General features: G+C 56.9%; 29 protein-coding genes and 1 pseudogene. 13 read left to right on the top strand and 17 right to left on the bottom strand.

Translation table 11 applies throughout. From position 1 onward, the window contains the following. Nucleotides 1-47: 47 nt before the first annotated feature. From AC1MEE_RS15015 to AC1MEE_RS15005, 3 genes and pseudogenes are all read right to left on the bottom strand, one after another. Nucleotides 48-480, bottom strand: a pseudogene (locus AC1MEE_RS15015) (OprD family outer membrane porin); the annotation flags it as partial. 19 nt (nucleotides 481-499) lie between these two features. After that, on the bottom strand, nucleotides 500-1,117 hold the full coding sequence (locus AC1MEE_RS15010) for a LysE family translocator (protein ID WP_480416069.1): 618 nt from the start codon (nucleotides 1,115-1,117) through the stop codon (nucleotides 500-502). A 165-nt stretch (nucleotides 1,118-1,282) separates the two neighbouring features. Next, nucleotides 1,283-2,632: a sodium:solute symporter family protein gene (locus tag AC1MEE_RS15005; protein WP_480416068.1), complete on the bottom strand. Its 1,350-nt coding sequence runs from the start codon at nucleotides 2,630-2,632 to the stop codon at nucleotides 1,283-1,285. Nucleotides 2,633-2,679: 47 nt separating this feature from the next. On the opposite strand from AC1MEE_RS15005, the gene AC1MEE_RS15000 reads away from it, so the two are divergent. Next, the gene (locus AC1MEE_RS15000; protein ID WP_480416067.1) at nucleotides 2,680-3,918 is read left to right on the top strand and encodes an ISL3 family transposase; all 1,239 of its coding nucleotides are present in this window, start codon (nucleotides 2,680-2,682) and stop codon (nucleotides 3,916-3,918) included. A gap of 335 nt (nucleotides 3,919-4,253) precedes the next feature. Here AC1MEE_RS15000 and AC1MEE_RS14995 read toward each other — a convergent pair whose 3' ends face one another. Further along, complete coding sequence (locus AC1MEE_RS14995) at nucleotides 4,254-4,592, bottom strand: winged helix-turn-helix transcriptional regulator (RefSeq protein WP_480416066.1); 339 nt, start codon at nucleotides 4,590-4,592, stop codon at nucleotides 4,254-4,256. 98 nt (nucleotides 4,593-4,690) lie between these two features. Here AC1MEE_RS14995 and AC1MEE_RS14990 point away from each other — a divergent pair, with 98 nt between their 5' ends. The 3 genes from AC1MEE_RS14990 to AC1MEE_RS14980 all read left to right on the top strand — a co-directional run bounded on the left by AC1MEE_RS14990 (nucleotide 4,691) and on the right by AC1MEE_RS14980 (nucleotide 6,901). Then, nucleotides 4,691-5,020, top strand: coding sequence for a nuclear transport factor 2 family protein (locus AC1MEE_RS14990; RefSeq protein ID WP_480416065.1), 330 nt, complete (start codon nucleotides 4,691-4,693; stop codon nucleotides 5,018-5,020). Further along, the gene (locus AC1MEE_RS14985) at nucleotides 5,017-5,796 is read left to right on the top strand and encodes an SDR family oxidoreductase (protein WP_480416064.1); all 780 of its coding nucleotides are present in this window, start codon (nucleotides 5,017-5,019) and stop codon (nucleotides 5,794-5,796) included. Before AC1MEE_RS14990 ends, AC1MEE_RS14985 begins: the two co-directional genes overlap by 4 nt. 175 nt (nucleotides 5,797-5,971) lie before the next feature. After that, nucleotides 5,972-6,901 carry a LysR family transcriptional regulator gene (locus tag AC1MEE_RS14980; RefSeq protein ID WP_480416063.1) on the top strand — a complete coding sequence of 310 codons (930 nt, stop codon included), beginning with the start codon at nucleotides 5,972-5,974 and terminating at the stop codon, nucleotides 6,899-6,901. Nucleotides 6,902-6,913: 12 nt separating this feature from the next. On the opposite strand, the gene AC1MEE_RS14975 is transcribed toward AC1MEE_RS14980, so the two are convergent. Next, entirely contained in the window at nucleotides 6,914-7,708 is a 795-nt protein-coding gene (locus tag AC1MEE_RS14975; protein WP_480416062.1) for a substrate-binding domain-containing protein, read from the bottom strand. Nucleotides 7,709-7,742: 34 nt separating this feature from the next. Continuing rightward, nucleotides 7,743-9,041, bottom strand: a complete 1,299-nt coding sequence (gene tcuC / locus AC1MEE_RS14970) for a tricarballylate/proton symporter TcuC (protein ID WP_480416061.1) — start codon at nucleotides 9,039-9,041, stop codon at nucleotides 7,743-7,745. A gap of 309 nt (nucleotides 9,042-9,350) precedes the next feature. On the opposite strand from tcuC, the gene AC1MEE_RS14965 reads away from it, so the two are divergent. The 4 genes from AC1MEE_RS14965 to AC1MEE_RS14950 are packed head-to-tail and all read left to right on the top strand — an operon-like array spanning nucleotide 9,351 to nucleotide 12,853. Next, a complete protein-coding gene (locus AC1MEE_RS14965) occupies nucleotides 9,351-9,962 on the top strand; it encodes a paraquat-inducible protein A (RefSeq protein WP_480416060.1) in 612 nt (203 codons plus the stop codon). Further along, nucleotides 9,959-10,573 (top strand): paraquat-inducible protein A, encoded by a 615-nt coding sequence (locus tag AC1MEE_RS14960; protein WP_480416059.1) that lies wholly within the window; start codon nucleotides 9,959-9,961, stop codon nucleotides 10,571-10,573. The genes AC1MEE_RS14965 and AC1MEE_RS14960 overlap by 4 nt, the downstream gene beginning before the upstream one ends. Continuing rightward, nucleotides 10,566-12,239, top strand: a complete 1,674-nt coding sequence (locus tag AC1MEE_RS14955) for a PqiB family protein (RefSeq protein ID WP_480416058.1) — start codon at nucleotides 10,566-10,568, stop codon at nucleotides 12,237-12,239. Before AC1MEE_RS14960 ends, AC1MEE_RS14955 begins: the two co-directional genes overlap by 8 nt. A 5-nt stretch (nucleotides 12,240-12,244) precedes the next feature. Continuing rightward, entirely contained in the window at nucleotides 12,245-12,853 is a 609-nt protein-coding gene (locus tag AC1MEE_RS14950; RefSeq protein ID WP_480416057.1) for a PqiC family protein, read from the top strand. A 290-nt stretch (nucleotides 12,854-13,143) separates the two neighbouring features. Here the strand turns inward: AC1MEE_RS14950 and AC1MEE_RS14945 are convergent, their stop codons facing one another. The 4 genes from AC1MEE_RS14945 to pbpG form a co-directional block, all read right to left on the bottom strand. Further along, nucleotides 13,144-13,782 (bottom strand): DUF5666 domain-containing protein, encoded by a 639-nt coding sequence (locus AC1MEE_RS14945; protein ID WP_480416056.1) that lies wholly within the window; start codon nucleotides 13,780-13,782, stop codon nucleotides 13,144-13,146. A gap of 110 nt (nucleotides 13,783-13,892) precedes the next feature. Further along, entirely contained in the window at nucleotides 13,893-14,315 is a 423-nt protein-coding gene (locus AC1MEE_RS14940; RefSeq protein WP_480416233.1) for a DUF3010 family protein, read from the bottom strand. Nucleotides 14,316-14,372: 57 nt separating this feature from the next. After that, nucleotides 14,373-14,831 (bottom strand): DUF2214 family protein, encoded by a 459-nt coding sequence (locus tag AC1MEE_RS14935; RefSeq protein WP_480416055.1) that lies wholly within the window; start codon nucleotides 14,829-14,831, stop codon nucleotides 14,373-14,375. Nucleotides 14,832-15,120: 289 nt separating this feature from the next. Then, on the bottom strand, nucleotides 15,121-16,062 hold the full coding sequence (pbpG, locus tag AC1MEE_RS14930; RefSeq protein ID WP_480416054.1) for a D-alanyl-D-alanine endopeptidase: 942 nt from the start codon (nucleotides 16,060-16,062) through the stop codon (nucleotides 15,121-15,123). A 253-nt stretch (nucleotides 16,063-16,315) separates the two neighbouring features. Here pbpG and AC1MEE_RS14925 point away from each other — a divergent pair, with 253 nt between their 5' ends. Continuing rightward, the gene (locus AC1MEE_RS14925) at nucleotides 16,316-16,876 is read left to right on the top strand and encodes a hypothetical protein (RefSeq protein WP_480416053.1); all 561 of its coding nucleotides are present in this window, start codon (nucleotides 16,316-16,318) and stop codon (nucleotides 16,874-16,876) included. Nucleotides 16,877-17,005: 129 nt separating this feature from the next. On the opposite strand, the gene AC1MEE_RS14920 is transcribed toward AC1MEE_RS14925, so the two are convergent. From AC1MEE_RS14920 to AC1MEE_RS14905, 4 genes are all read right to left on the bottom strand, one after another. Continuing rightward, on the bottom strand, nucleotides 17,006-17,188 hold the full coding sequence (locus AC1MEE_RS14920; RefSeq protein ID WP_480416052.1) for a hypothetical protein: 183 nt from the start codon (nucleotides 17,186-17,188) through the stop codon (nucleotides 17,006-17,008). A 131-nt stretch (nucleotides 17,189-17,319) separates the two neighbouring features. Then, nucleotides 17,320-17,514, bottom strand: coding sequence for a hypothetical protein (locus tag AC1MEE_RS14915; protein WP_480416051.1), 195 nt, complete (start codon nucleotides 17,512-17,514; stop codon nucleotides 17,320-17,322). 176 nt (nucleotides 17,515-17,690) lie between these two features. Then, nucleotides 17,691-18,053, bottom strand: a complete 363-nt coding sequence (locus AC1MEE_RS14910) for a hypothetical protein (RefSeq protein ID WP_480416050.1) — start codon at nucleotides 18,051-18,053, stop codon at nucleotides 17,691-17,693. Nucleotides 18,054-18,249: 196 nt separating this feature from the next. Continuing rightward, on the bottom strand, nucleotides 18,250-18,903 hold the full coding sequence (locus tag AC1MEE_RS14905) for a YceH family protein (protein WP_480416049.1): 654 nt from the start codon (nucleotides 18,901-18,903) through the stop codon (nucleotides 18,250-18,252). A gap of 118 nt (nucleotides 18,904-19,021) precedes the next feature. Between AC1MEE_RS14905 and AC1MEE_RS14900 the strand changes: the two genes are divergently transcribed. Further along, nucleotides 19,022-19,531, top strand: a complete 510-nt coding sequence (locus AC1MEE_RS14900; RefSeq protein WP_480416048.1) for a DUF1993 domain-containing protein — start codon at nucleotides 19,022-19,024, stop codon at nucleotides 19,529-19,531. 83 nt (nucleotides 19,532-19,614) lie between these two features. Beyond that, nucleotides 19,615-20,769 (top strand): MFS transporter, encoded by a 1,155-nt coding sequence (locus AC1MEE_RS14895; RefSeq protein WP_480416047.1) that lies wholly within the window; start codon nucleotides 19,615-19,617, stop codon nucleotides 20,767-20,769. On the opposite strand, the gene nhaR is transcribed toward AC1MEE_RS14895, so the two are convergent. Further along, a complete protein-coding gene (nhaR, locus tag AC1MEE_RS14890) occupies nucleotides 20,766-21,668 on the bottom strand; it encodes a transcriptional activator NhaR (RefSeq protein ID WP_480416046.1) in 903 nt (300 codons plus the stop codon). The two genes, AC1MEE_RS14895 and nhaR, sit on opposite strands and share 4 nt — an antisense overlap. Before the next feature lie 143 nt (nucleotides 21,669-21,811). Between nhaR and AC1MEE_RS14885 the strand changes: the two genes are divergently transcribed. Further along, the gene (locus AC1MEE_RS14885) at nucleotides 21,812-22,555 is read left to right on the top strand and encodes a TerC family protein (protein ID WP_480416045.1); all 744 of its coding nucleotides are present in this window, start codon (nucleotides 21,812-21,814) and stop codon (nucleotides 22,553-22,555) included. Nucleotides 22,556-22,644: 89 nt separating this feature from the next. Here the strand turns inward: AC1MEE_RS14885 and AC1MEE_RS14880 are convergent, their stop codons facing one another. Continuing rightward, entirely contained in the window at nucleotides 22,645-22,815 is a 171-nt protein-coding gene (locus AC1MEE_RS14880) for a hypothetical protein (protein WP_480416044.1), read from the bottom strand. A 220-nt stretch (nucleotides 22,816-23,035) separates the two neighbouring features. Here AC1MEE_RS14880 and AC1MEE_RS14875 point away from each other — a divergent pair, with 220 nt between their 5' ends. After that, complete coding sequence (locus AC1MEE_RS14875; RefSeq protein ID WP_480416043.1) at nucleotides 23,036-23,725, top strand: peptidase C39 family protein; 690 nt, start codon at nucleotides 23,036-23,038, stop codon at nucleotides 23,723-23,725. A gap of 56 nt (nucleotides 23,726-23,781) precedes the next feature. Here the strand turns inward: AC1MEE_RS14875 and AC1MEE_RS14870 are convergent, their stop codons facing one another. Beyond that, the gene (locus tag AC1MEE_RS14870) at nucleotides 23,782-25,065 is read right to left on the bottom strand and encodes an NAD(P)/FAD-dependent oxidoreductase (protein WP_480416042.1); all 1,284 of its coding nucleotides are present in this window, start codon (nucleotides 25,063-25,065) and stop codon (nucleotides 23,782-23,784) included. Nucleotides 25,066-25,089: the final 24 nt, after the last annotated feature.

Genomic DNA, 25,089 nt, shown 5'->3' with positions numbered 1-25,089 from the left:
TTTTACGCATGACGACTGCTTGAATCAAACAGTCGTCATGCATCGAATCACAGGACGGTGAAGGGGTATTCGGCGATCACACGTAATTCGCTCAGATCACCCTCGCCCTGAGCGGTGTTGGCAGTGTGGAACGCCTGGCGTACGCGCAAGGACAAGTTTTTGGCGGGACCTTCCTGAACAACGTATTTGGCTTCGACATCGGTTTCATGATGCTTTCCGTCTTTGCCATACATGCCCATGTAGGCGCTGTTGACAGGGGTGTGAGTGCCGTCGATATCGGAACCATTTATGTACCGAGTCATGAAACTCAGGCCAGGTACGCCGTAGGGGGTCATATCGAACCCCCCATGACTGCTCACCTGGGCCGTTGAAGTCGGAATATTGAACGGAGTTGGCCAGGAAAATCGAATCACCACCTTCGCCCGGGCCATTGTCGCCAGTGCCCACGTAATCGAACGGCGTATTGCCATGGTTTTTCTTCATCCAATGGCCATCCGCGTCACCGGATTAATTGCCGGATCCCCAATAACAGAATCACACTGCCGCACAGTCGATCGATCAATTTCTTTCCGCGGCGGTAAGCCGAGGCCACCCTTGGTTGCGAAAGAGCGATGGCGACAATCCCGTACCAGCCCATTGCGACTAACCCCACTACCGCCAGCATCGACACAAAGGTGCCTTGCGACATGTGGGCGGGTGCCGCCGAAGAAAAAATGGCCGCGAAGAACGCCATTGATTTTGGATTGCCGATGTTGGTAATCACACCTTGCATGAAGGGTTGCCGAAAGCTTCCATCACTACTCTCGGTATTGGGCAGAATCGGGCGGTTTCCTGCCTTGGCCAGCAATCGCAGGCCAAACCAGATCAGGTAGGCGGCCCCCAGAACCTTGACGACGAGCGCGGCCCAGGGAAACGCTGCAAACACGACACCGATGCCCAAAATGGCACAGGTGGCCCAGAAAAGATTGACCAATACAATTCCGGCTACCAGCGCCATGGCCTCTGATCGCGTGGAGGCTACTGCTTTGTGCACGACCGCGACGAAGTTAGGCCCCGGTATTACGACGCCCGGCACGTACACAAGGAAAACAGTCAGAACGGCCGGTCCATCGATCATGTTGGTTTTCCTGTTTGCGAGCTAAAGGGCTGTTGGGAATCATGCCGAGATGTCCACCGTGACGCTACTCTAAATGCCCTCAGAGTCTGGAGGTCTTCGAAGCTCGGTCCATTTCAATAACCCATCAAGAACCGTGGCTCTACGACCACCGTAGAGCCGGCGCTTTCAGTTTGACTGCGTGACGGACGATGCCGCCTGCGGTTGTACTGCCTTGAACAACTGGCTGACGCTCATGGTGAGCAAAGGGCTGAGCAGGGCGAAGTAGGAGCTGTCGATGCCGTAGGGGTTGCCTGCCAAAAACCATGAGATTGTCGAGATGACCGACAGAATCACGCCCGCCAGTGCGCCTCTTGGGGTGCCGAATTTCGGTGCGTAAAAACACATCAGGACGATGACGGCCAGCGTTGCGCGCAATGCTTTGCCCAGGAATGCGATCAGCAGGATTTTGTCGGCATACAGCGCCAATACCAAGGGCAGGAAGCCGATGACCACGATAGCGATCTTGATGAAAATCACCGATTTACGGTCGTTCTTTTCCTTGTTGAAGAAGGGATCGTAAAAATCCTTCATCGCCAGGGTGGCCGAGGCCAGGGTATTCGCGGAAATACCGCCGAACAGAGCGCCTGCCAAGCCGATCACCACCAGACTGGCGGAGAAGGTCGGCATATGCGCGATCAGGTTCGGGAAGGCATCGATAGACTTGATCCCGGGGTACAGCATCGCACTGCACATGCCGATGAGTGCCGCCATGATGCCAAACGGGATCATCAGGGACGAAACGTAAAAGCAGGATCGTTTGGCGGTTTTATTGTCTTTGGTACTGACGATGGCCTGAATCACGTATTGGGTCGCGAAGATTGAGCCGATACCGCCAATCATCCAGGCGAAGATCTGGCCCCAACCCACACCTGTCCAATCGAACATGTTGGTCGGCAATTGCGCCTGGAGAGCACCGATTCCACCGGTTGCGCTCAGGGCATACGCCAAGGCCAGGATGATGCCCACGTATTTAACAGTGGCGTGTACGAAGTTCGTGTAAACGACCGAACGCATACCTCCCAGGCTGACATAAAAGACCGTGACCACGCCGACGAGAAGTATGGCCAGGGTTCTGTCGATCTTTAATACCGCAGCCAGGACTGCGCCACCGCTGGCATACAGGGCGACGGAAACAATACTCAACGCGCAAATGGAAAGGATCGAGGCCGCGTAGCGAACACTTTCGCCATAGTTCTGTGCCAGGATGCCGGAGATGGTGTTGAGGCCGGTAGCCCGGTATTTCTTGACCAGTACCAGGGCCAATAGAAGGAAACCCATCGACAATGCAACAAGGTTCCACGCCGCGGAAATACCTGATTCGAACCCTTTTTGAGCGGTGCCGATGCTGACGGAACTGCCGATGAACTCAGACAGCAGCAGTGCGGCAATTAAAAAGGGAGGGAAGCTTCTACCTACACCGGTGAAACCATCACTGCTTTTGGCATGTTTTCGAACGCTGTATCCGATGTAGGACATAACAATGGGGCTTCACCGTTTTGAGTGGGTAATCTATTCTCCTCCCCATGAGAGATATTGATTTATATGCCCAAATTCTTGGGCTCCAGGCACCGTGGAAAGTGGTCGCAGTTAACCTTGACCGTGCGTTGGGGCAAGTCGTTGTCGGCGTTGGAGTATCTGATGCTGCTGCGTTCACCTGTCCGCAATGTGGCCTGCACGCTTCGCGTTATGACAAACGCAAACGTCGTTGGCGGCATCTTGATACGTGTCAGTTCGTGACCATTCTAGAGGCTGAGGTGCCCAGAGTTCATTGCGCCGAGCATGGCGTGGTGACTGTCGAGGTCCCGTGGGCAGACGCTGGTTCAGGTTTCACCTTGATGTTTGAAGCATTGGTGATCAACTGGATCCAGGAAGCCAGTATTCAGGCGGTCTCGCGTCAACTCCAGACAAGCTGGGGCAGCATTGACCGGATCATGGCTCGCGCCGTCAGACGCGGATTGGCGCGTCGAAAACTGTTATCACCGACCCAGATATGTGTGGACGAGACTTCGTTTCAAAAGCGTCGCGAGTACGTCACGGTGGTGACCGACCCCGCAACGGGTCAGGTCTTGCATGTGGAAGACGGCAACCTCACCCAGAGCCTGGAAGCGTTTTATACGAAGCTCAATAGCGACCAGAAGCAAGCTATTACGGGCGTTTCGATGGATATGTGGCCCGCCTTTATCAGCGCGACCCAGCGTCATATTCCGGATGCCATGCACAAAATAGCGTTCGACAAGTTCCATGTGGCCAAGCTGTTAAGTGAGGCGTTGGACAGAGTGCGTCATATGGAGAACCGCGAGTTGCTAAAGGCCGGCTCCACGGTGCTCAAGAACACGAAATACGTCTGGCTCAAGCGGGCTGAGAACATGACTGAGCGACAACAGGCAACCTTCGAGTCGTTGCGAGAGGGTTCGTTGCGTACAGCCAAAGCGTGGGCGATCAAGGATCTGGCCATGCAGTTGTGGCGAGGTAAGGATCGGGATGAGGTCGAACAACAGTGGAACCACTGGCTGGAATGGGCCTTGAACAGTGGGCTGCCACCGATGTGGAAAGTCGCCAAAACGATCAAGCGACGACTGTGGGGCATCGTCAACGCCATCGTGTTGAACCTGCATAACGGTCATGCAGAAAGCATGAACGCACGCATTCAACGGCTCAAGCAACGCTCTTGCGGGTTTCGAAATCGGGAGCGTTTTCGCAATGCCATTTACTTTCATTTTGGTGGTTTGGATTTATACCCGGAACGTCTCCAAAACTCATAACACCCACTTGATCCGGTGAAGCCCCATAACAATGAAGTAAGCGATTGTTATGCCAAGGATAATTATTATTCGGGTGTCCATATTTTCTCCGCAACCAGTTAATTGTAATTGTTTGGTTTTTTGGGGGGACTACGGGTGTCGTCCAAAGGCAGGTTGATGAAGTCACTCAACATGAAGCCTTAGTCATACGTTGTCGTACAACTGTGACGCCATCATAGCCTGATGAGACGATCATTCAAGCGTCATCGGTCAAGATCGTGAGGATTCTTGATCGTGCGAGGACAGAAGCGCTGGAGCGACCGATCAGGGCTGTACTTGGAAATGGCTATCGAGGATCACGACGAAATGTCCTCTCGCCGCAGCTCGGTCCACTTCAATAACCCATCAAGAACCGGACACAGGGCCTGACCCCACTCGGTCATCCGGTATTCCACTTTCGGCGGGACTTGCGGGTAAACGGTACGCTGAACGATGCCGTCGGCTTCCAGTTGACGTAACTGCTGAGCGAGCATCTTTTGCGATATCTCGGGGATCAGCTTTTCCAACCCGGAAAAGCGCTGCACTTGACCGCCGAACAGGTGGAAGAGGATCAATAGCTTCCAGCGTCCTTCAAGCAGTTTCAGCACGGCCTCCACCTCGCGCGCGGCAGTAGCGGGGGTATAAGACTTACTCATGGGTACTTGACTTACCTTTTCGTGCGTTCTTGTCATGTGTTAACCCTATAGCGCACATTCAGGTACACAACCACCCACGAATTATCGAGGATAGCCCCATGGATATCGTGCTGCCTGAACCCCTTGCCGACTATTTTCTGGGCGAAAAAACATCGGACTCTACAGTGATAGAGCGTTGCTTCGCCTCCGATGCCACGGTGCGCGATGAGGGCAAGGTGCACAAGGGACTGGAGGCTATCGGTGCCTGGAAACGAGCCGCGCAGGCCAAGTACCAGTACAGCGTCGAGCCGCTGAGCGTCACGCAACAAGGTGACTCCACACATCTGCGTGCCCGGCTCAGCGGAAATTTCCCTGGTAGTCCGATTGAGGTCACCTACGACTTCACTCTGCGCGATGGCAAGATCGCTTCGATGGGGATTGGTTCATGAGCCGTGAACTGGAATTGAACGGCCTGCGGGCGTTGGTCACAGGCGGGACCAAAGGTATCGGCGAAGCGGTTGTCAATCGTCTGCGAGAGGAGGGTGCAACCGTGCTGACGACAGCGCGCTCACGTCCTGAAAACCTTGCGGATGACACTTTCGTCACCGCCGATGTTTCCACCGCCGAAGGTTGCGCTACCGTCGCTGACGCGGTCCGCAATCAGCTCGGTGGGCTCGACATCATTGTCCATGTGGTTGGCGGTTCCTCTGCTCCGGCGGGTGGTTTCGAAGTGCTGGATGACCTGCAATGGCAGCGGGCGCTGAATCAGAATCTATTGCCGGCGGTTCGTCTTGACCGAGCACTGCTTCCCGGGATGCTGGCCCAGGGCTCCGGGGTCATCGTGCATGTTACGTCGATCCAGCATCAGCTTCCGCTGCCGGAGGCAACGACGGCGTATGCCGCCGCCAAAGCCGCGCTCAACACCTACAGTAAAAGCCTTTCCAAGGAAGTCAGTCCCAAGGGTGTTCGCGTTGTCAGGGTCGCGCCCGGATGGGTAGAGACGGATGCCGCCGTGGGGCTGGCCGAGGAGGTCGCACGCAAGAATGGCACCGATTATGAGGGTGGCCGTCAGATCATCATGAATTCGTTGGGAGGTATTCCTTTAGGTCGCCCGGCGAAACCGGCGGAAGTCGCAGACCTCATTGCATTCCTCGTCTCGCCGCGTGCCGCGTCCATTACCGGCACTGAATATGTGATCGATGGCGGCACCGTCCCCACGGCATAGGCCGAGCATTTCCTTGCAGGCAGCGGCGCCATGGAATGGTGCTGTATCCTTGATACCTTGTTTCGACGATGCACCGTCGTCAAAAGCTGAGGGGTGGGTTTGCCCACCCATCCCGGACCGGGCGACGTGCAACGCTGTATTCAACCTATCAATTGCCCCTCGGCGTGCGTCTTCCATGGCTATCAACTTCGACCTGAACGACCTCCAGGCCTTCCGCGCCGTGGTGGAGAAAGGCAGCTTCGGCAAGGCAGCCGAAGCAATCCATATTTCTCAGCCCGCCCTGAGCCGACGCATTGAAAAGCTCGAGGAGGCCTTGGGCGTCAAGCTGTTCGAGCGCACCACTCGCCGCGTCAGTCTGACCATGGTGGGACGGGCTTTCGCGCCGCGTGCCGAACGTCTGCTCGACGATCTCGACGATGCGCTATTGGGCATCAGCGATGTCGCTTCGACGCGGCTGGGTCATGTCACGATCGCTTGCGTGCCGTCGGCCGCCTATTACTTCATGCCGCGGGTGGTCGCTCGCTATCACCAGCTTTATCCGAAGATCAGAGTGAAGGTGTTGGACGCCAGCGCCCACGATGTACACGGCGCGGTGGTCAGTGGCGAAGCCGATCTGGGCCTCAGTTTCATGGGCAATCTGGATGCCGGGCTTGAGTTCGAGTTGCTGGTTCAGGAGGCGTACGTGCTGGCCTGCCGTCGCGACCACGCATTGGCAAGCCGGCAGAGTGTGACCTGGCGCGAGTTTTTCGAGCAGGACTATATTGCGGTGGACAAGACCTCAGGCAATCGTTTTCTGTTGGATCAGGCACTGATTCACATCACTCCCGCGCGGCCGAGCATCTGCGACACCCGGCATGTGGTGACGATGTTGGGTCTGGTCGAGGCCGGCCTGGGTGTTGCTGCTGCGCCAGCGATGGCAATGCCCACCGCTGGGCATCCGATTTTGATCAGCGTGCCGCTGACCGATCCGCAGGTGATACGCAGCGTTGGTTTGATCAAGCGCCGGGGGCGTACGTTGACCCCGGCGGCGTTGGAACTGGAGCGACTGATTGTCGAGATGAAAACCCAGCCACCGTCAGGCGAGGAGCCGACGGTTGTGCACTAAAACTCCGTGCCGTCAGTGAGGGCCGACTGAATCAAGCCCGGTTGCATTCACCTCTGCCTGGACCGCAGGCGATGCGAGGTAGTCGAGCAATGCTCTGGCTTCCTGTGGATGCTGGGCGCCCACCGGGATTCCGGCAGCGTAGCGCGTTACCGACTGTACCGACTCCGGAATTTTGCCGACGAAGGTTACGCCAGGAACCGGCAGCAGCTCGCTGACCTGCTGGAAGCCCAACTCGTAGTCGCCCGTTGCGACCACGGAGGCCACCGGGATCTTCGGAATCATCCTGGCCTTGGCCTGCAACTGGCTTTTGATTCCCAGACGCTGGAACAGTTGATCCTGGATGTATACGCCGCTGGCGCTGTCGGAGTAAGCGACTGATCGGGCCTTGAGCAAGGTCGCCTTGAGGTCGTCGACAGAAGCGATTTTTGGCTTGTCCGCTCCGGCGCGTACGACCATTCCGATGCGCGAATCAGCGAGCTCGACCCGCGAGCCGGGGATCACTTTGCCTTGCTTGATCAACTCGTCGAGTGCATACCCGACCATGATCAGCACGTCTGCCTGTTCGCCGCGCTCCAGCCGGTTGGGGATCGCTTCAGGCGCCTTGCCCATGGAGGGACCAAGAATAGTGTCCAGTGTATTGCCGGTGTCTGCGGCGAACCTGGGGCTGAGCGTCTTGTAGGCAGCGGTGAAGCCGCCGGACGTCATTACCCGGAGTTCGGCGGCTTGCACGGCTGCCGGTACCAAAGGGCTCAGACCCAGGCCGCCGATCAATACGAATGCGGTGAGTTTCCTCCACAGTGCTTTCATCGAACCTCTCTCCTGCTGCGGGGCGCAATGGTTATCACACTGCATGACGCAGCTGCACGGCCTTGCTACGGTACAGAAACAGGGTCGCACCCAGCGCGCAGACCGCCGCGAAACTCATCCAGTAACCGGGCGCGGCCTTGTCACCGGTGAGGTGAATGAGTGCCGTGGAAATGGCTGGGGTGAAACCGCCAAACACCGCAGTGGCGAGGCTATAGGCCAGAGAAAAGCCGGCGACGCGGACTTCGACGGGCATGATTTCGGTCAGGGCTGCGACCATCGCGCCGTTGTACATGCCATACAGGAACGACAGCCACAACAGGGTTTCCAGCATGTGGCCGAAGCTGGGCGCCTGGGCCAGTAGCGACAGGGCAGGGTAGGACGTTGCAATGGCCAGCGCGGTCATGGTCACCAACACCGGCCGACGACCGATGCGGTCGGACAGGGCGCCACCAATAGGCAACCAGATGAAATTGGATACCCCCACCAGCAAGGTGACCATCAGGGCGTCGGCGGTGCTCAGGTTGAGCACGGTCTTGCCGAAGGTCGGCGCATAGACGGTGATCAGGTAAAAAGCCGTTGTGGTCATCGCGACCATCAACATGCCCGCGACCACGATCACCCAGTTCTGCAGCAAGGTATTGAACACTTCACGCATGTTCGGGCGGTGCTTGCGTGCGGCGAACTCTTCGGTTTCCTCAAGCTTGCGACGCAGGAGGAAGATGAACGGGACGATGAGACAACCTATGAGGAAAGGCATGCGCCAGCCCCAATCGGCGATCATCGATGAAGGCATCCACTGATTCAACGCGAAACCCAGTCCTGCCGCGATGATGATTGCGACCTGCTGACTGGCCGACTGCCAACTGGTGAAGAAGCCTTTTTTGCCGGGAGTCGCCATCTCGGCCAGATAGACCGAAACGCCCCCCAGTTCCGCCCCTGCGGAAAATCCCTGGAGCAACCGCCCGATCAACACCAGGGCCGGTGCCAGCAGGCCGATGCTTTCGTAGCTGGGCACCAACACGATCAGGATGGTGCCGCTGGCCATGATCGCGAGGGTCACGATCAGCCCCTTGCGGCGGCCGACGTCATCGATGTAGGCGCCGAGAATGACCGCGCCCAACGGGCGCATGAGAAAGCCCGCGCCGAACACGGCAAAGGTCATCATCAATGAGGCGAATTCGCTGCTCGCCGGGAAAAATGCCGCGGCGATGTAGGTGGCATAAAACCCAAAGAGAAAGAAATCGAACTGTTCGAGAAAGTTTCCCGAAGTCACCCGGAAAACCGCACTTGCCTTGGAGCGGGCGGACGTCGCCACGCGTTGAGTTGAGCTCATCTGCTTATCTCCGACACTGTTATGGCATGCACTGGGCGGCATGATTTTTATAGGATCGGATAGTGGATGAGCGCGACTGAGTTGATAAGTGCATAGTTCGCATCCATTGATGCGTTATGATTATTAATCTGCGGTCAGATCAATGCTCAGGTTGTTGTTGAGGGCGTGGGCATTGTGTATTGGTCATGGCAATCGATTTCGATCTGGGTTTCTATTATGATTTGGCCCCCCCAAAGAAACTCGCCCCTTAAACCAGACGATACTGCCCGGTTCACAGGAGTTGATCTTCAATAAAGCTTATTCGAGCCTATGACCTCTTCCCCAGCCTGGATCATCTGTGAGCACTGCGACTCGGTGTACGAGTCGGTACCGCTGACCAAAGGTCAGACCGCAAGGTGTGTTCGTTGCGCGGCGATCCTGGGGCGTGGGGGTCAGCTCAGCCTTCAACAACTCCTGGCGCTGTCGATCGGCGCGGCGCTGCTGTTTGTGTTCGCCAACGCGTTTCCGGTCATTTCCATCAGCATGCAAGGCCTGAGTAATCAAGCGACGTTGTGGCAGTCCGTGCAAGCTCTGGCGCACGGGCAAATCAGTCCGATAGCGGCGGTGGCGGGTCTGGCGATCATCCTCGCACCGTTCCTGCAAATTACCTTGCTGTGCTGGGTGCTCAGCTTTGCCTTGGCCGGGCGGGCGGCTCCTGGCTTCAAGGCCTGTATGCGTGCCCTGGAACACCTGCGGCCCTGGAGCATGCTCGAAGTGTGTTTGCTGGGGATTCTGGTGGCCATCGTCAAATTGGCCGGCATGCTCGATGTGCATCCGGGTCTTGGACTGTGGGCGCTGGCCATGCTCACTGTGTTGATCGTCCTGATTTCGGGCAAAGGCATCCGCAGGCTGTGGACAGACCTGGAGGGCGTTATTTCATGACCATGCCGCCCTATGCCAGCGAAATGAATCTGACCTTGTGTCATACCTGCGGTCAGGTCTGCCCATCGGCGGATTCGCGCTGCTCTCGCTGCGACTCCACCCTGCATCGACGCAAACCCAATAGCCTGGCTCGTACCTGGGCACTTTTGCTGGCCAGCATGATCTGCTACATCCCGGCCAATGTGATGCCGGTGATGCACACCAACATCTTTGGCAGCGGCAGTGAAAACACCATTTTCAGCGGGATCATGGAGTTCTGGCACGGAGGAGAGTGGGACCTCGCTCTACTTATTTTCATTGCCAGCGTGGCGGTGCCGTGCATGAAATTTCTGGTGCTGGGTACGCTACTGATCACCTGTCAGCGTCGCAGTCGCTGGGCCATGCGTGAGCGGGCCAGGCTCTATCGGCTGATCGAAGTGGTCGGTTATTGGTCCATGCTCGACGTGCTGGTGGTGGCCCTGATAGCCGCCCTGGTGCAGTTCCGCTCGCTCAGTAGCATCGACCCACGGATGGGCATTCTTTTTTTTGGTTTGGTTGTGGTACTGACAATGTTCGCTGCCATGAGTTTTGATCCCCGGCTTATCTGGGACGCAGAGGTTGAAAATGCCTGATCACCCAAGTTCTGCCGTCACGCCGGTTCCAGGCAACCCTGAGGTCAAGCGCCGACGCTTCAACGTTTCTCTGGTGTGGCTGGTGCCGATTGTGGCGGCGCTGGTCGGGTTGTCGATGGTGGTGCATAACGCGAGGATGGCGGGCCCGCAGATTACCGTGAGCTTCTTGACTGCCGAAGGGCTGGAGGCGAACAAGACCCAGGTCAAATACAAGAACGTGGTGATCGGCAAGGTCACCTCGATTGCCTTGACAGAGGACCGCAGCCACGTCGATGCCACTATCGAACTGGACGCGTCCGCCAAGTCGTTTGCTTCTGAAGACTCGCGTTTCTGGGTCGTGCGGCCGCGCATCGGTGCCAATGGTATTTCGGGGATCGATACGCTGTTGTCCGGTGCCTTTATCGGTGCCGATGCCGGCGAATCGGATAACACCAAAGATGACTTTGTCGGCCTGGAAACCCCGCCGCCCATTACCTACGGTGAGAAGGGCAAGCGTTACACCCTGCACACCGATAACCTCGGCTCGCTGGATATTGGATCGAGCGTCTACTACCGCCGCATCCCGGTTGGCCAAGTGGTGTCCTATCAACTGTCCGACGATGGTAAAGGCGTCGACGTGCAGATATTTGTCCACGCCCCGAACGACAAGTTCGTGACTAGCGATACGCGCTTCTGGAACGCCAGTGGATTCGATGTCAGCCTGGGCGCCGAGGGCCTGAAGGTGAACACCGAGTCGGTGTCATCAATTCTGGCCGGGGGTATCGCTTTCCTTGAACCGAAGTACAGTCCCAATCCCCAGCAGGCTGAAGAAAAAGCTCAGTTTACGCTCTTTGCTGATCAGGAAACCGCCATGGCGCCGGCCGATGGCGAGCCACGCTATATCCGCATGCGCTTCAGTCAGCCGTTGCGTGGCCTGGTGGTCAATGCGCCGGTGGAATTTCACGGGGTGAACCTCGGCCGGGTGGTATCGATCGACCTGGACTATGACGAGGTCAAGAAAGACTTCCCGACCATAGTAGGCGCCGTCATCTACCCCAATAGACTGGGTAGGGCCCATGAAAAGCTGGTGAAGGAGCCGGGTAAGGAGGATGCAGCCAGGTCCGCACAAGTGATGGGCCAGTTAGTCGGGCAGGGGCTTAGGGCGCAGGCCCGAAACGGCAATCTGCTCACGGGACAACTCTACATCGCTCTGGATTTCATCCCTGGGGCAACATCGGTGAACTTCGACGCGGCGGCAAGCCCCCCGGAAATTCCGACGGTACCGGGCAGCCTGGACAAGCTTCAGGAGCAACTGCAAAGCGTAGTCGACAAGATCAGCAAACTGCCGATCGACCAGATTGCCAACAACCTCAATGGCAGCCTGGGCGAGTTGCAGAAAACCCTGAAGCAGGTCAATGGTGACGTGCTGCCGCAGATGCGCGACACCCTGGCGGAGACCAGGAAGACGCTGGCCTCGGCCAATAGTAGCTTTGCCGAGGACTCACCGCAGCGCCAGCAGTTGGGGCAGGCGATGGAGGAGGTCCAGCGTACCGCTCGTTCGGTACGGGTGCTGACAGATTTCCTCGGCCGGCATCCCGAGGCGCTGATTCGCGGGCGCCTCAAGGACAACCAGCCCGATGGCTATAAATCGACGCCCTCGTCTTCTCGAGACATTGACCAGGAATGACCGCCATGAATATTCGCTCCCTGGCCATTTTCGCGACACTGGGTCTGGCCGCGTGCAGCTCGGCGCCTACCCATTACTACACCCTGGTTCCGACGGCGGCTGACGTGGGTGTGCGTGCTAACGTAACCGCGCCGGCCTTCCAGTTCGAGATGCAGCCCGTTCGCATACCGGTTCAAGTCGACCAGCCGCAAGTGGTCGTCCGGCAGAGTAACGGAGCCTTGGCAATTCTCGAAACCGAACGCTGGAGTGCTCCGCTGGCCGACGAGTTCCATGACGCCTTGAGTAACCAGATGGAGCTTAAACTGGGCACTCGCGATCTGGCGGGCTTACCCAAAATCCCGGGCCGTCAGATACTCTCGCTGCAAACCGACGTCAGACGTTTCGACTCGCTGCCGGGCCATTACGCATTGATTGATGTGGTGTGGAGCATCAGCCAGCGCGCTGATGGCGAACAGCGTCGCAGCCTGACGTGCAGCAGCGTCATCCGCCAGCCTGCCGGGACACAGGTGCAGGATATGGTGTTGGCCCATCAACAGGCTATCGGGCAGTTGGCGACGATCATTGCGGGGACGGCGCGTCGCTGGTCACAACAACCGGGGATGGGGTGTCCTTAGGGTCTGTTGCCGTTTGGTGGCGAACCGCGTTGCGATGCCAACGTGTGCGAGGCAAGGCGCGGGATGCCGCTAATGGTTGTTCCCTTGGCAAATCCCGCAACGCAGCCTCGCGCACGTTGGCGCGCAACCCGAAGGGACGGGGCCCATTTGGCGCAGGGCTGCGTTGCTTGGAACTTATTTGGAACAACCAAACCGCGTTCCTCGCGCCTTGCCCTGCGCCAAATGGGCCTCCGTCGCGGTCGTCACCAAACGGCAACAGACCCTAGTCCGCCCAAAGTGAAGCACACTCCTCACATCGGTGGGGTGATGCCATTTTCGCCCGCCGAAATGGATAACGCGGTCAGGCTGTCATCGGCACCTTTCTGCGCGAACAACACGACTTTGACCCCGGGCTTGAGCAGACTGCGATCACCGGCTACCAGGTTGACGATGGGCACGTCGTCAGGCACGACAATGGTCTTTTCGCCGCCTTTGTATTTCACGGTCATGGTGCGCCCATTGCTGGTGACCAGATCACCGACGCTGCCATTGGTCATGGTGCTGTCTTTGGTCAGGTCGAAGGCGCGGTGGCCGTCACCCGTCCCGGCCATCGAGGGAGGGAATACGTGCACTTCCAGCGCCTTCAAGGTGCCGTCCGGCAGCGGTACCGCGGCAGTGCCAATGTAGCTTCCCGGCTTGATGTCTGAGATCTGCGCCAGGGTCACGCCGCGAACCTGGGTGTCTTTGGTCAGGTTGACGGTCAGGTCCTCGCCGCGGGTGGTGTGCACCTTCATCGAGTCACCCTCGAGGGTGGTGATCGCGCCGCGCACGCCGATACGCTGCGTAGGCGTTTCCTGCGCTTGAGCGGAGCCGATGGTCATAAGCGTCGCCGCGACGATCGCCGAAGCCAGTACGCCATTGCGTAACCGTTTGCCGAAAATAAACGCCATGTGAGTATTTTCCTGTGCTGGGGATCGGCGCTCGCTAACTCAGCGCTTCTGAACAGCGAGCTTATACCGATTGTTCGTCAGGCTCATGAGTCAACGCGCTTGTGATTTGCTCAAGCCGTCGCTTTCATCAGCGCCGAACACGCGGTTTTATAAGCCTCGTGCTGATATTTGTTGAGCGAGGCGGCGAATCCAAAGTCGTGTTTTTTATGCTGGGCGCTGACGGTCTGTGGTGACACCAGAGACACCTCGCACGGACTCAACAGCTGTAAAATCCCTTCGATTTTGAACGTGGTCGGCCCGCCGGCGAATTCGCCTTTTTTGCTGCGCTTCTTGATGACGATGTGCTCGATGCCGTTATCACGCACAAACGCTTTGACGAGGATCGCGAACGCTTTGACGTTCGACGACTCGTCATCATCCTCGAGGGCGATTTTTTTGGTGGTCAGAGGCAGGTGTTCAAGCACGTTATTGTGGAACGTGGCGACAGCGAAAATGGCTTCGCTGCCTTTGATTTCGATACCACAGATTTTCATGTGAGGGCCGTGCATAAAGAGAAAGGCGGTCATTTTCTTCTCTTTTACGGTTAATGGCTAACTGATAAAAAGTCCGCGCGCCATACCTGAGGCCGCGACGAGTATGACGATGATCAGTCCCACTTCGATATGGCTGATTGTGGAGTAGAGCTGGGCGCGGTGGGTATCGATCGAGGCGCCAATTTTAAATGCGTTGCGCCACTTGATCAGGGCAACCATGGGTGCGATCTCAAGCAACAGGATCGCCACGAACGCCGCCATCTTCAGATGGAACAGCGGTTGGTGCAGGTAATAAAACGTGCCCTTTTCAAACCCGCCAAATGCACGCAATGCCCCCGTGACCAGAAGTACCGCCGCGGCGATGCCCCAGAAGTTGTCCGCGACAAATACATCCCGAAGTTTGGAGGGGTTGGTTCTGTTCAGTCGCCGCAGAGAGCGCCCACGGCTTAATACCGCCCCCAGTGCAACGCCGTATGCCAAGAGATGCAGTGTGGCCAGGAACCATTTGAAGAGCATGGTTTTTAATCTCCAGTCTTGAACGAGAAGAACATCACCCATCGAAGAACGGGTAAATGAGTATTAGCTCACTGTGCCAGTTTTTGCTCGAACCCTGCAAAAGATCACGGGTAAATTTTTTGATACGATCCGATGACCGTTTATACGCGTCACTTGAAGTTTTGGGTAATCAAGCGAGCATAAGTGGTGTGTTTAAAAGTATGGATTTAATCGACAAAAGCCCTGAATGGCGGGGGAGGTGTTGGCTGGGTTGATCGTGCCCACGCTCTGCGTCGGCACGATCTGAGGCTTACTCTTTCGCTTGAACCCCGACCTGCTTCATGGTCAGGTTTTTCTGGTTTCTGTACGCCACGGCGGCTTCTGGGGCGGGGCCGCTTTTGCCGGATTCCATCCAGTTGCGCAAACGACCAGCGTCGGCGAAGTGTGTGTATTTACCGAAAGCATCGAGGATCACCACTGCTACCTGGCGATTGGCCATGGTGGTGAGCAACACCAGGCAGTGGCCCGCCTGGTTGGTGAAGCCGGTTTTGGTCAGTTTGATGTCCCAATTGGATTTTCTGATCAGGTGATCAGTATTATTGAAAACCAGGCTGTAGGTGGGTTTGCGGAAGGTCACGGTTTTTTCGGGGGTGGTGCTCAATTCGCTCAACATCGGGTATTGGCGCGCAGCGAGTACCAGCTTGGTCAGGTCGCGGGCGGTAGAAACGTTGAAGATGGACAAGCCCGTAGGCTCGACATAAACCGTGTGCTTCATGCCCAGCGACTTGGCCTTGGCGTTCATCGCCCTGATGAACGCGTTATAGCCACCTGGATAACTGTGGGCGAGGCTCGCCGCGGCACGGTTTTCCGAGGACATCAGGGCGATCAACATCATGTTCTTGCGGTCCAGTTCGCTGCCGAGCTTGACCCGGGAAAACACGCCTTTCATTTCCTTGGTGTCGGTAATCGATACCGGAATCATTTCATTCATTGGCAGTTTCGCGTCGAGCACCACCATGGCCGTCATCAGTTTGGTGACCGAGGCGATGGGAACGACGATATCCGGATTGTGGGCGTACAGCACTTTGTCGGTTTTCAGGTCGACGACCATGGCGCTGCCCGAGGCCAGGTGAAGGTGTGAAGGGTCGCGATTAAGAGGGTCAGGTTCAACTGCTGAGGCACTTTGTGAGAGTACGGCGCCTGTACATACAAATAATAGGCTCAGGATGGAATGACGAATTTTCACGACCATGGCTCACTAAGAATGGAATATGCCGTTTAGCACGGGGTTTCTGCGAAAAAAGCGCTGTATTTTATGAGGATGCTCCTCGCTCTGTCGATGGGTGTTGTCAGTTGAGTTTAGGTTAAGAGTAGCGGTGCGCTTTTACGGGCAAAAAAATAATTGCCGGCTAAAACCAGCAATAGCCATGGTGTCTATCGAGCACACCGATTAGCATCCTACGCAATTAATACCAAGTGCTCTCAAACGACTCAGGAGTCGCGCAATGCTCAAGGGTTTCATCAGCAAGGATTACGTCGCACTGGTGACAGTGGCAGCTGTTGTTGCGGCGCTCCTGCTTGGGGTTGGTTTGTTTCAGAAGCCCGCTGATTGGGCAGGCTGGATCCAGGCAATCGGCTTGATCGTCGGCTTGATGGTGGCGATCGCTGTTCCGGGCATCCAGAAAAAGCAGGACGCGGCGAGCCAACACAAGCAACTGCGTGAGCGGGAGGTGGGTTACGCTCGCCGGCTGCAGTACTTGTGCAGCGAACTCAATGAGCTGCTGACAAAAATCAGCGTGAACCTGATTCACCTTCGCGCAACCGATCGGCATCGATTGCAGCACACCCTTCAGGATTTCCTGCATCGTTTGTTCGAGTCGCATAAGCGTGATCTGAACGATGACCGCGTGGTGATCGCTCATGAACTGCGTCAGGCGGTTAACGAACTGGTCGATGAGCTGGAAAGCGGCCGTGCGGATCGGGTGGTGTTGATGAGTCTGGAAAAACGCCTGCAAAAACTGGCGCACCGAACTCAGGTCAACGCCGCGATGGCTGAGCGCCTCTGATCAACCCTGCTTTTTGCTGGGCAAAAAAAGCCCGCATCAAGGACGCGGGCAAGGGGGTGTGCGGAGCAACGCACGATGTCAGGGTGAAACTTGGTTGTAAAAAAACGGTGTTAAAACTGTTGAGCAGTATCAGGCACTCAGTTGACGGGTTTCGAACTTCTCGGACAGGGCCTGGGCCGCTGGCAGAGAGGCTAAAGGGCCGGAGACGGGCTCGCCGTTCTGTACCAGGTACCAGCAGGCCAACAGACCGAGCTCTCTGAGCTGGGCTGGGACTGCGCTACCGATTACCGACATGATTTGAACCTGGTTCATAAGTACCTCCATCAATCTATGAGGCTACTCTACGGCGCCATCCGAGCGAGCGATAATCACTGCTCTCGATAGTGGTCATTGACGGTAACGAGGTTTTTTCGTGTGCAGCCGGGGAGCTTATCGAGAGCGGATCAGTCGACGACCTGGTCGAGCATGGCCACCACTTCGTGATCGCTCAGAAGGCCTTTTTCAACCAGGTTCTGTGCCAGCAGGGACAAGAATTTTGCGCTGCGATGGCCTTCCAGACTTTTGAGTTCGGTCAGTGCGCAATACACTTTGTCCGATGTGCACAGACCCGCTGTTCGATAGGGATGCTGGGTTGGCATAGAGGCGTCCTTATTTTTATGGGTGTGAGGTTCTATCAAACGATAGCGGTCGGTCATTCATATCCAATGATGAAGGATGCAAACAAACACGCTGTCTTGCCAGCGACCTCCACCGAACTAATGTAACCGCCAAAAAAATAGCCCCGCCTTTTCGGGGCGGGGCTGTTTTCAAGCTGTTACCAGCGGCCGTCACCGCGACCATCGCGACCATAATAACCATGCTGATGACCGTAGTAGCCTGGTGGTGGGCCGTAATACCCCGGACGATAATAAACAGGGGCCGGAGCCACTACGACCGGTTGGTAGTAGACCGGTGGTGGCGGTGCCTGATAGTAGACCGGTTGTGGCGCATAGACCGGTTGCGGTTCGACATAAACTGTCCGGGGTTGGCTAGAGGCCACGGCGCTGCCCACAACGGCTCCGACCACGGCTCCTATCGCAAGACCTGGACCCCAACCGCCGCCGCCATGGGCCGACGCCTGCGTCGCGATAGCTAGGGCGCCTATCAACAAGGCAACCTTGGGGATTTGACGAATCATGACTATTCCTCGGCGTTCAATCCCGTTGTCGCGAGCCTGCATTACTCTCAAGCACTGCCACGGGATACTTCTAAGACAGCGGTTTCGGAGAAATCTGCGAAGCGCGTGAGTAAAGATTGTGTAAGTGTTTCTGACACCTATTATCGCGGCCCTATCGGCATTGGCAACGGAAAGCCGATAAGGCGCTTATTATGGCTCATTCCAGCTTCGCCAGTCGCTCTTCCAACGCAATTATCCGCGCTTCAAGTTCATCCATGCGTTCTGTCGAGGCCGATCCGCCTCCAGAGCGTTCCGGCTGGTTTTGTCGGGCCGCAAGAATTGCCTCGATATCGTCCGGGTCACCCAATGAGTGCATATAGCGATCTTCGCGTTGACCGGATTGGCGCGGTAGTAACATCGCCAGACCACGGGCGATCAGGCGTTCCAGTTGGTGGACGACCTGTTCGACGTCTTCGAAGTCATGCATGCGGTTGCTGCGGGTGAGCAGTTCGTTGACAGTTTGCGGACCACGCAGAAACAACAAACCGCTCAGAATGACCTGCGCGGGCACCAGTTCCAGGGTTTTATCAACGCGATGTTCCCAGCGATCAGCGCGACTGCCCATCACCAGACGCGTCAAGCCACGGCCTTCAAGGGCGCGCAGACTTTGGCCGACCAGGCCCGGAGTCAGGTTCATCACCGGTTCACGGCTGGTTTTTTGATTACAGGCGGTGACCAGCGCATTGAGGGTCAACGGATAGGTTTCGGGGCTGGTGGCCTTTTTTTCGATCAGGCAGCCAAGGATGCGAAGCTCTGCACTGGTCAGATGAAGCTTATCGGCAGAGTCAGTAGATACGGGCTCGGTAGACATTGGCGCTTTCCCTAAGCGTTCGAAGGCCAATAGCCTAGGGGTTCAGCGATATAAAAGACAAGCCGCTTTCGTTGGCCGCCATGGCTATAATCACGCCACCTTAAACCCAGGATCTGCCATGACTATTTCTCTGTATGCCACTTCTGTTCCGGTTTTCAAGCAAATGCTCTCTGCCTTGAGCGACGTGTTGACCAAGGCCGAAGCCCACGCCACCGCTAAAACCATCGAGCCTGACGCTTTGCTGCAAGCGCGTCTGTTCCCGGACATGTTTCAGCTGGTTCGTCAGGTGCAAATCGCTGTCGATTTCGCCAAAGGTGTATCGGCTCGTCTGGCCGGCATCACGCCACCCAGCTACGACGATTCCGAAAAAACCTTCGCCGACCTGCAAGCTCTGATCGCCAAGACCCTGGCCTTCATCGGCAGCATCAGCCCTGAACTGATCAACGGCCAGGAAGATCGCGAGATCATCACGCGTCCGGGCACGCCGAAAGAGAAGCGCTTCGACGCTCAGACCTACCTGTTGGGCTATGGCCTGCCGCAGTTCTTCTTCCACGTCACCACTACCTACGCGATCCTGCGTCACAACGGTGTTGACGTCGGCAAGCGTGACTACATGGGCGCGTATTGATTCGCTGAGCAACCTGTCTGATTGACATCCGGCCGCTGCATGAGAGGTTTCATGCGGCGGTTTTTCGTTGTTCTGGAGTTTTCATGTTGTTTCCCATTTTGCTGTTGTCGGCTGCCGGTTTCACGGTACTGACCACAGAGTTCGTCATCGTCGGTCTGTTACCCGCGATAGCCCGTGATCTGGATATCACGGTGTCGCAAGCGGGCCTGCTGGTGACGTTGTTCGCGTTCACCGTGGCCGCTTTCGGGCCGTTTCTGACGGCGTATTTTTCGCGTTTTGAACGCAAGCGGCTGTTTATCACTATTTTGCTCATGTTTGGCCTGTCCAACGTGCTAGCGGCCCTGGCGCCGAACATTGTCGTGATGGCGGTGGCACGACTGATTCCTGCCTTGGGACTACCGGTGTTTTGGGCGTTGGCCAGTGAAACGGCAGTGGACATCGTCGGTCCTGAATATGCCGGACGCGCTATTGCCAAGATTGGTTTCGGTATCGTCTGCGCGACGGTGTTCGGCATCCCGGTCGGCACGTTGATTTCCGATGCGTTGGGCTGGCGCAGTGCGTTTGCCATCCTGGCCGTTGTGGCGTTTGCCAAGGCGTTGCTGTTGTGGATCTACCTGCCTGCGACGCACAAGCATAAAGAGCCGGTTTCATTGCTGGGGCAGTTCAAGATTTTGCGCAGCCCATTGATGCTCGGTCATGTGTTGCTATCGGTGTTGGTGTTCAGCGGCATGTTCACGGCCTATACCTACCTTGCGGACATGCTCGAACGTCTGGCCGGTTTCAACGGTACGGTGGTGGGGTGGTGCCTGATGGGTTTTGGCGCGGTCGGCTTGCTCGGTAACTCGTTGGGCGGGCGTATGGTTGACCACCATCCACTGATTGCCAGTCTGGTCTTCAGCGCGTTCATGATTACCGGCATGGTGGCCGTGGTGCCAAGCATGCATTCGATGCCGGGTCTGGCATTGGCCCTGGCCGTCTGGGGGATTACTCAGGCGGCGTTGTTTCTGGTCAGCCACGTGCGGCTGATGAAGGCCGCTCCCCATGCGCCCGCCTTTGCCGCCTCTCTGAACATCGCCGGGGCCAATCTGGGCATCGGCATTGGCGCGATCATTGGTGGCCGGGTCATCGACAACCTTGGCCTGGGCAGCCTGGGGTTCGCGGCGGCGGGGATTATCTTGCTATCGATCCTGCTGGCGCTGCTGCTGATGTCCGTCAGGCCCGCACCGGTCTGCGCTTAATCGGGTGCGGTGAATAGCTCGCGTCGAGCGCCTTCGGTAATGGCGACAATACCGGGGTGCTTGACCTTGCGTTCGACGGAAATCGCGTAGAAAGACTCGGTAACGGCGTTAGTCTGGCCGATCATTTTCACCTTGTATTGCGCTTGAACCTCGTCGGCAATCACGCTCGGGGCGATGAAAATCCCACTACCGGACTTACCGAAAGCCTTCATCAATGCACTGTCGTCGAACTCGCCAACAATGCGCGGCTGAATTTTTTGCTCGGCGAACCAGCGCATCAGGCGGCTGCGGACCACAGTTTCCTGCCCTGGAACCAACAGTGGCGCACCTTGCAGGCCCAGAGGGAAGTCCGCTCCATAACGCTCGGCCAACGACTGGGTCGCGAAAAAACTGATACCGCATTCACCAAGCTTCTGGCTGTAGCCTTTGATGTCCAGATGCGAGGGCATCGGGCTGTCGGAAATCACCAGGTCCAGACGCTGGATTGCCAGATCGGCAAGCAACCGCTCCAGTTTGTCTTCACGGCAGGTGATGCGAATCGGCTCAGCCAGCTCCATGGTCGGCGCAATCAGCCGATACACAATCGACTTGGGCACCACATCCGCGACGCCGATGCGAAACAGAATTTGCTGTTCGTTGGGCTGGGTGCGAAGCAAGGCTTCCAGCTCGCCTCCGAGCTGAAACATTTGCTCGGCGTAAGGCAGGGCGAGCCGCCCCACTTCAGTCAATTCCAACTGTCGACCAACACGACGAAACAAATCCATGCCATAGGTTTGCTCCAGCAGGCTAATCTGCCCGCTGATGGTCTGCGCCGTCAGGTTCAACTGCTCAGAAGCCCGCACGATGCTGCCGGTTTTGGCCACGACCCAGAAGTAATGCAGCTGTCGATAATTGAGCATGGCGGTGCCGATTCGTAAAACCCGAAGTATACATGGCAAAAATACGAATTTTTCTGATGTATCTCTCTCCCTAGAATGCAACGCTATCGCCGGGGCTATTCGTGTTTCGGGCAATTTCAGGCTGAATCAGGGTTCAAACACACATGGAATATCTTTTACAACTGGCTGCAAGCCCCACCGCCTGGATCGCTCTGGCAACGTTGGTGGTGATGGAAATCGTGCTGGGCATCGATAACCTGATCTTTATCTCGATCCTGACCAATAAACTGCCGGAGCATCAACGCGCCAAGGCACGCCGTCTCGGGATCAGCATGGCGCTTCTGCTGCGTCTGGGCTTACTCAGCACCGTTGCTTATATCGTGCAATTGACTGAGCCGGTGATCGAGCTGTTCGACCAGATGTTTTCGTGGAAAGACATGATCCTGATTGCCGGTGGTCTGTTCCTGTTGTGGAAAGCCACCACGGAAATTCACCACAACGTCAATGCCAAAAACGAGGACGAGAAGGTGACGTCGTCGGGTGTAACGCTGGGATTCGCTGCCGCCATCGGGCAGATTTTGATGCTCGACATGGTGTTCTCTATCGATAGCATCATCACCGCTGTGGGTATGACCGAACACTTACCGATCATGGTCATTGCGGTGATCGCCGCCGTTGTCGTGATGCTGGTAGCGGCAGAACCGCTGGCGAAATTCATCAATGACAACCCGACCGTGGTCATGCTGGCGCTGGGCTTTTTGATCATGATCGGCATGACGCTGATCGCTGAAGGGTTTGGGGGGCATGTACCGAAGGGCTATATCTATGCGGCTATGACCTTTTCGGCAGTAATCGAAGGCTTGAACATGCTGTCGCGCAGGGCAAAGCAGGAGAAAGTGGCTGCCTGAGTGTGAGGGTAGGCAATCCGTGAAAATCCAACGGTCGGCGTGGAGTCATCCATTGCCGGCCCTTTTTCGGGATGGGCTAACAGGATGAGCTAGTGAGATGAGGCTGGGCGAATGTGCCGGGTTTTGGTTTTTGCAGGCTTGTCGTGCTCGGCTTCACGGTGATGATGCCCACGAGAAATGCGCATCACCCCCCAGAGCATGGCCGAAGCGACGGCCAGCCAGGCGGCGATCAGCATCACGATTGTCATTGCCAGGCTCATACGTGCCTCCATGGTTCTCACTGTCTTTGTCCATCTAATCGACAGTCTAGTTCAGCCCATGTTTCCGTCCGTTGACTAACGGTTAGCAGTGCATGATCGATTTGATCTATCCAGAGTAAGAAACTGCGCTAAATGAGGCTATACCGCAGGCTTGAGCCGTCCTATGATCAGGGTCCGAGCCGGGTCGCAGGTCGCCCGGTGCTTGTTGAAGTGAGTGAAAATGCTGCTGGAATTACCTCGATTGTGTGCCGCTCAATCAAAGCGGATAGGCCTGGCTCTGGCTTTCTTATTGACCCTGACGGCCTGCGCCAGTGGTGTTACGCCGGCAATGCAGCGCTTGCCGGACCGAGTGGAGCTCAATTCGGTACGGTTCTTCAAGGGCAACATCTATCAAAGCGGGCCGGGCACCCTGGCCAGCATGTTGTCGCAACAGGGCGTGATCATCACTCCGGGCTTGCTGGACAAACCCCTGCACTTGCCCGGCGGCGAAGCCCAGCTCGAGCAGAACATGCAAACCCTGGCGCGTGAGTACGGCTTTGTGGTCTACCCGCTGGACGGGGAGCTGGACGCACTATTGACCCAGGTTTCTGCGGGATACCCCGTCATGTTGCGCTTCACCGAAGGCTCAGCCTGGTGGGCGGAACCTCGTTATGCCGTGCTGGTGGGCTACAACCGCAACAAACAGACTGTCTTGTTGCATGCGGGCATGAATCATCATCTATCGATGAGTTTCAGCAGTTTCGCCTCCGCATGGAAAGACGCGGGCAGTTGGGCCGTGCTAGTACAGGGCGCGCGACAGATTCCAGCGCAAGTCGATCAGCAACGCTGGTTGAACGCGGTGAAGGATCTGGCCCAGGCAGGCCAGGAACAAGCGGCAGCCGAGGCGACCAAGGCACTGAACGCGCATTGAGCGCTTTAAACTGAAATGAAAACGGCGCTCTCGGCGCCGTTTTTATTGGCCTGCCATTAGACGCCAAACTTGTCCCGCAGTGTGTAGTACCACGCACCCAGAGCAGTGAACGGAGTGCGCAACAGTTGGCCACCCGGGAAGGGGTAGTGGGGGAGGTCGGCAAACGCATCAAAACGCTCAGCTTGCCCGCGCAACGCTTCGGCCAAGACTTTGCCGGCCAGATGCGTGTAGGTCACGCCATGCCCGCTACAGCCTTGCGAATAATAGATGTTGTTCCCCAAGCGCCCGACTTGTGGCAAGCGAGACAGGGTCAGCAGGAAGTTTCCGGTCCACGCGTAATCAATCTTCACGTCTTTGAGTTGCGGGAACGCCTTCAGCATCTTCGGACGGATGATCGCTTCGATGTTTGCCGGATCCCGCGCGCCATACACTACGCCACCGCCGAAAATCAGGCGCTTGTCAGCGGAGAGGCGGTAGTAGTCCAGCAGATAGTTACAGTCTTCGACGCAGTAGTCCTGCGGAAACAGGGAGTGCGCCAACTCGTCGCTCAGCGGCTCGGTGGTGATGACCTGAGTGCCGCACGGCATCGACTTGGCTGCCAGTTCCGGCACCAGATTACCCAGGTAAGCATTGCCGGCAACGATGACAAACCGGGCCCGGACTTTACCGCGTTCAGTGTGCACGACCGGATTGGCGCCGCGCTCGATTCGTACCGCAGCAGACTGTTCGTGAATCACACCGCCCAATGACTCCACCGCAGCAGCCTCACCCAGTGCCAGATTCAGCGGATGGATATGGCCACCACTCATGTCGAGCATGCCGCCGACGTATTCATCGCAGGCCACCACCTCACGGATACGGCGTTTATCCATCAACTCCAGCTGAGTGTGCCCGTATCGTTCCCAAAGTTTCTTCTGCGCTTCCAGGTGGCCCATCTGCTTACTGGTGATCGCCGCGAATACGCCACCATCCTTCAGATCGCATTGAATCTGATACTTGGCCACGCGCTCACGAATGATCGCGGCACCTTCGAATGCCATTTGCCCGAGCAACTGCGCCTGCTTCGGCCCGACGGTGCGTTCGATCACATCGATATCGCGGCTATAGCTGTTGACGATCTGCCCGCCATTTCGGCCCGACGCGCCAAAGCCAACCTTGGCCGCTTCAAGCACCGTCACACGAAATCCGTGCTCCAACAAAAACAGCGCACTGGAAAGCCCTGTATAGCCAGCGCCAATCACGCAGACATCGGTTTCCACCTCACCCTCCAACCGAGGGCGCTCGGGTACAGCGTTCGCGGATGCAGCGTAATAAGACTGTGGGTAAGGAGTGTTCGCCATCCTGTAACCTCTGTTTAATATTCT

The sequence above is a fragment of the Pseudomonas sp. ASL3 genome (assembly GCF_056680425.1).
Note: the sequence above shows the minus strand (reverse complement) of the source record. Positions and strands in the feature narration are given on the sequence as shown.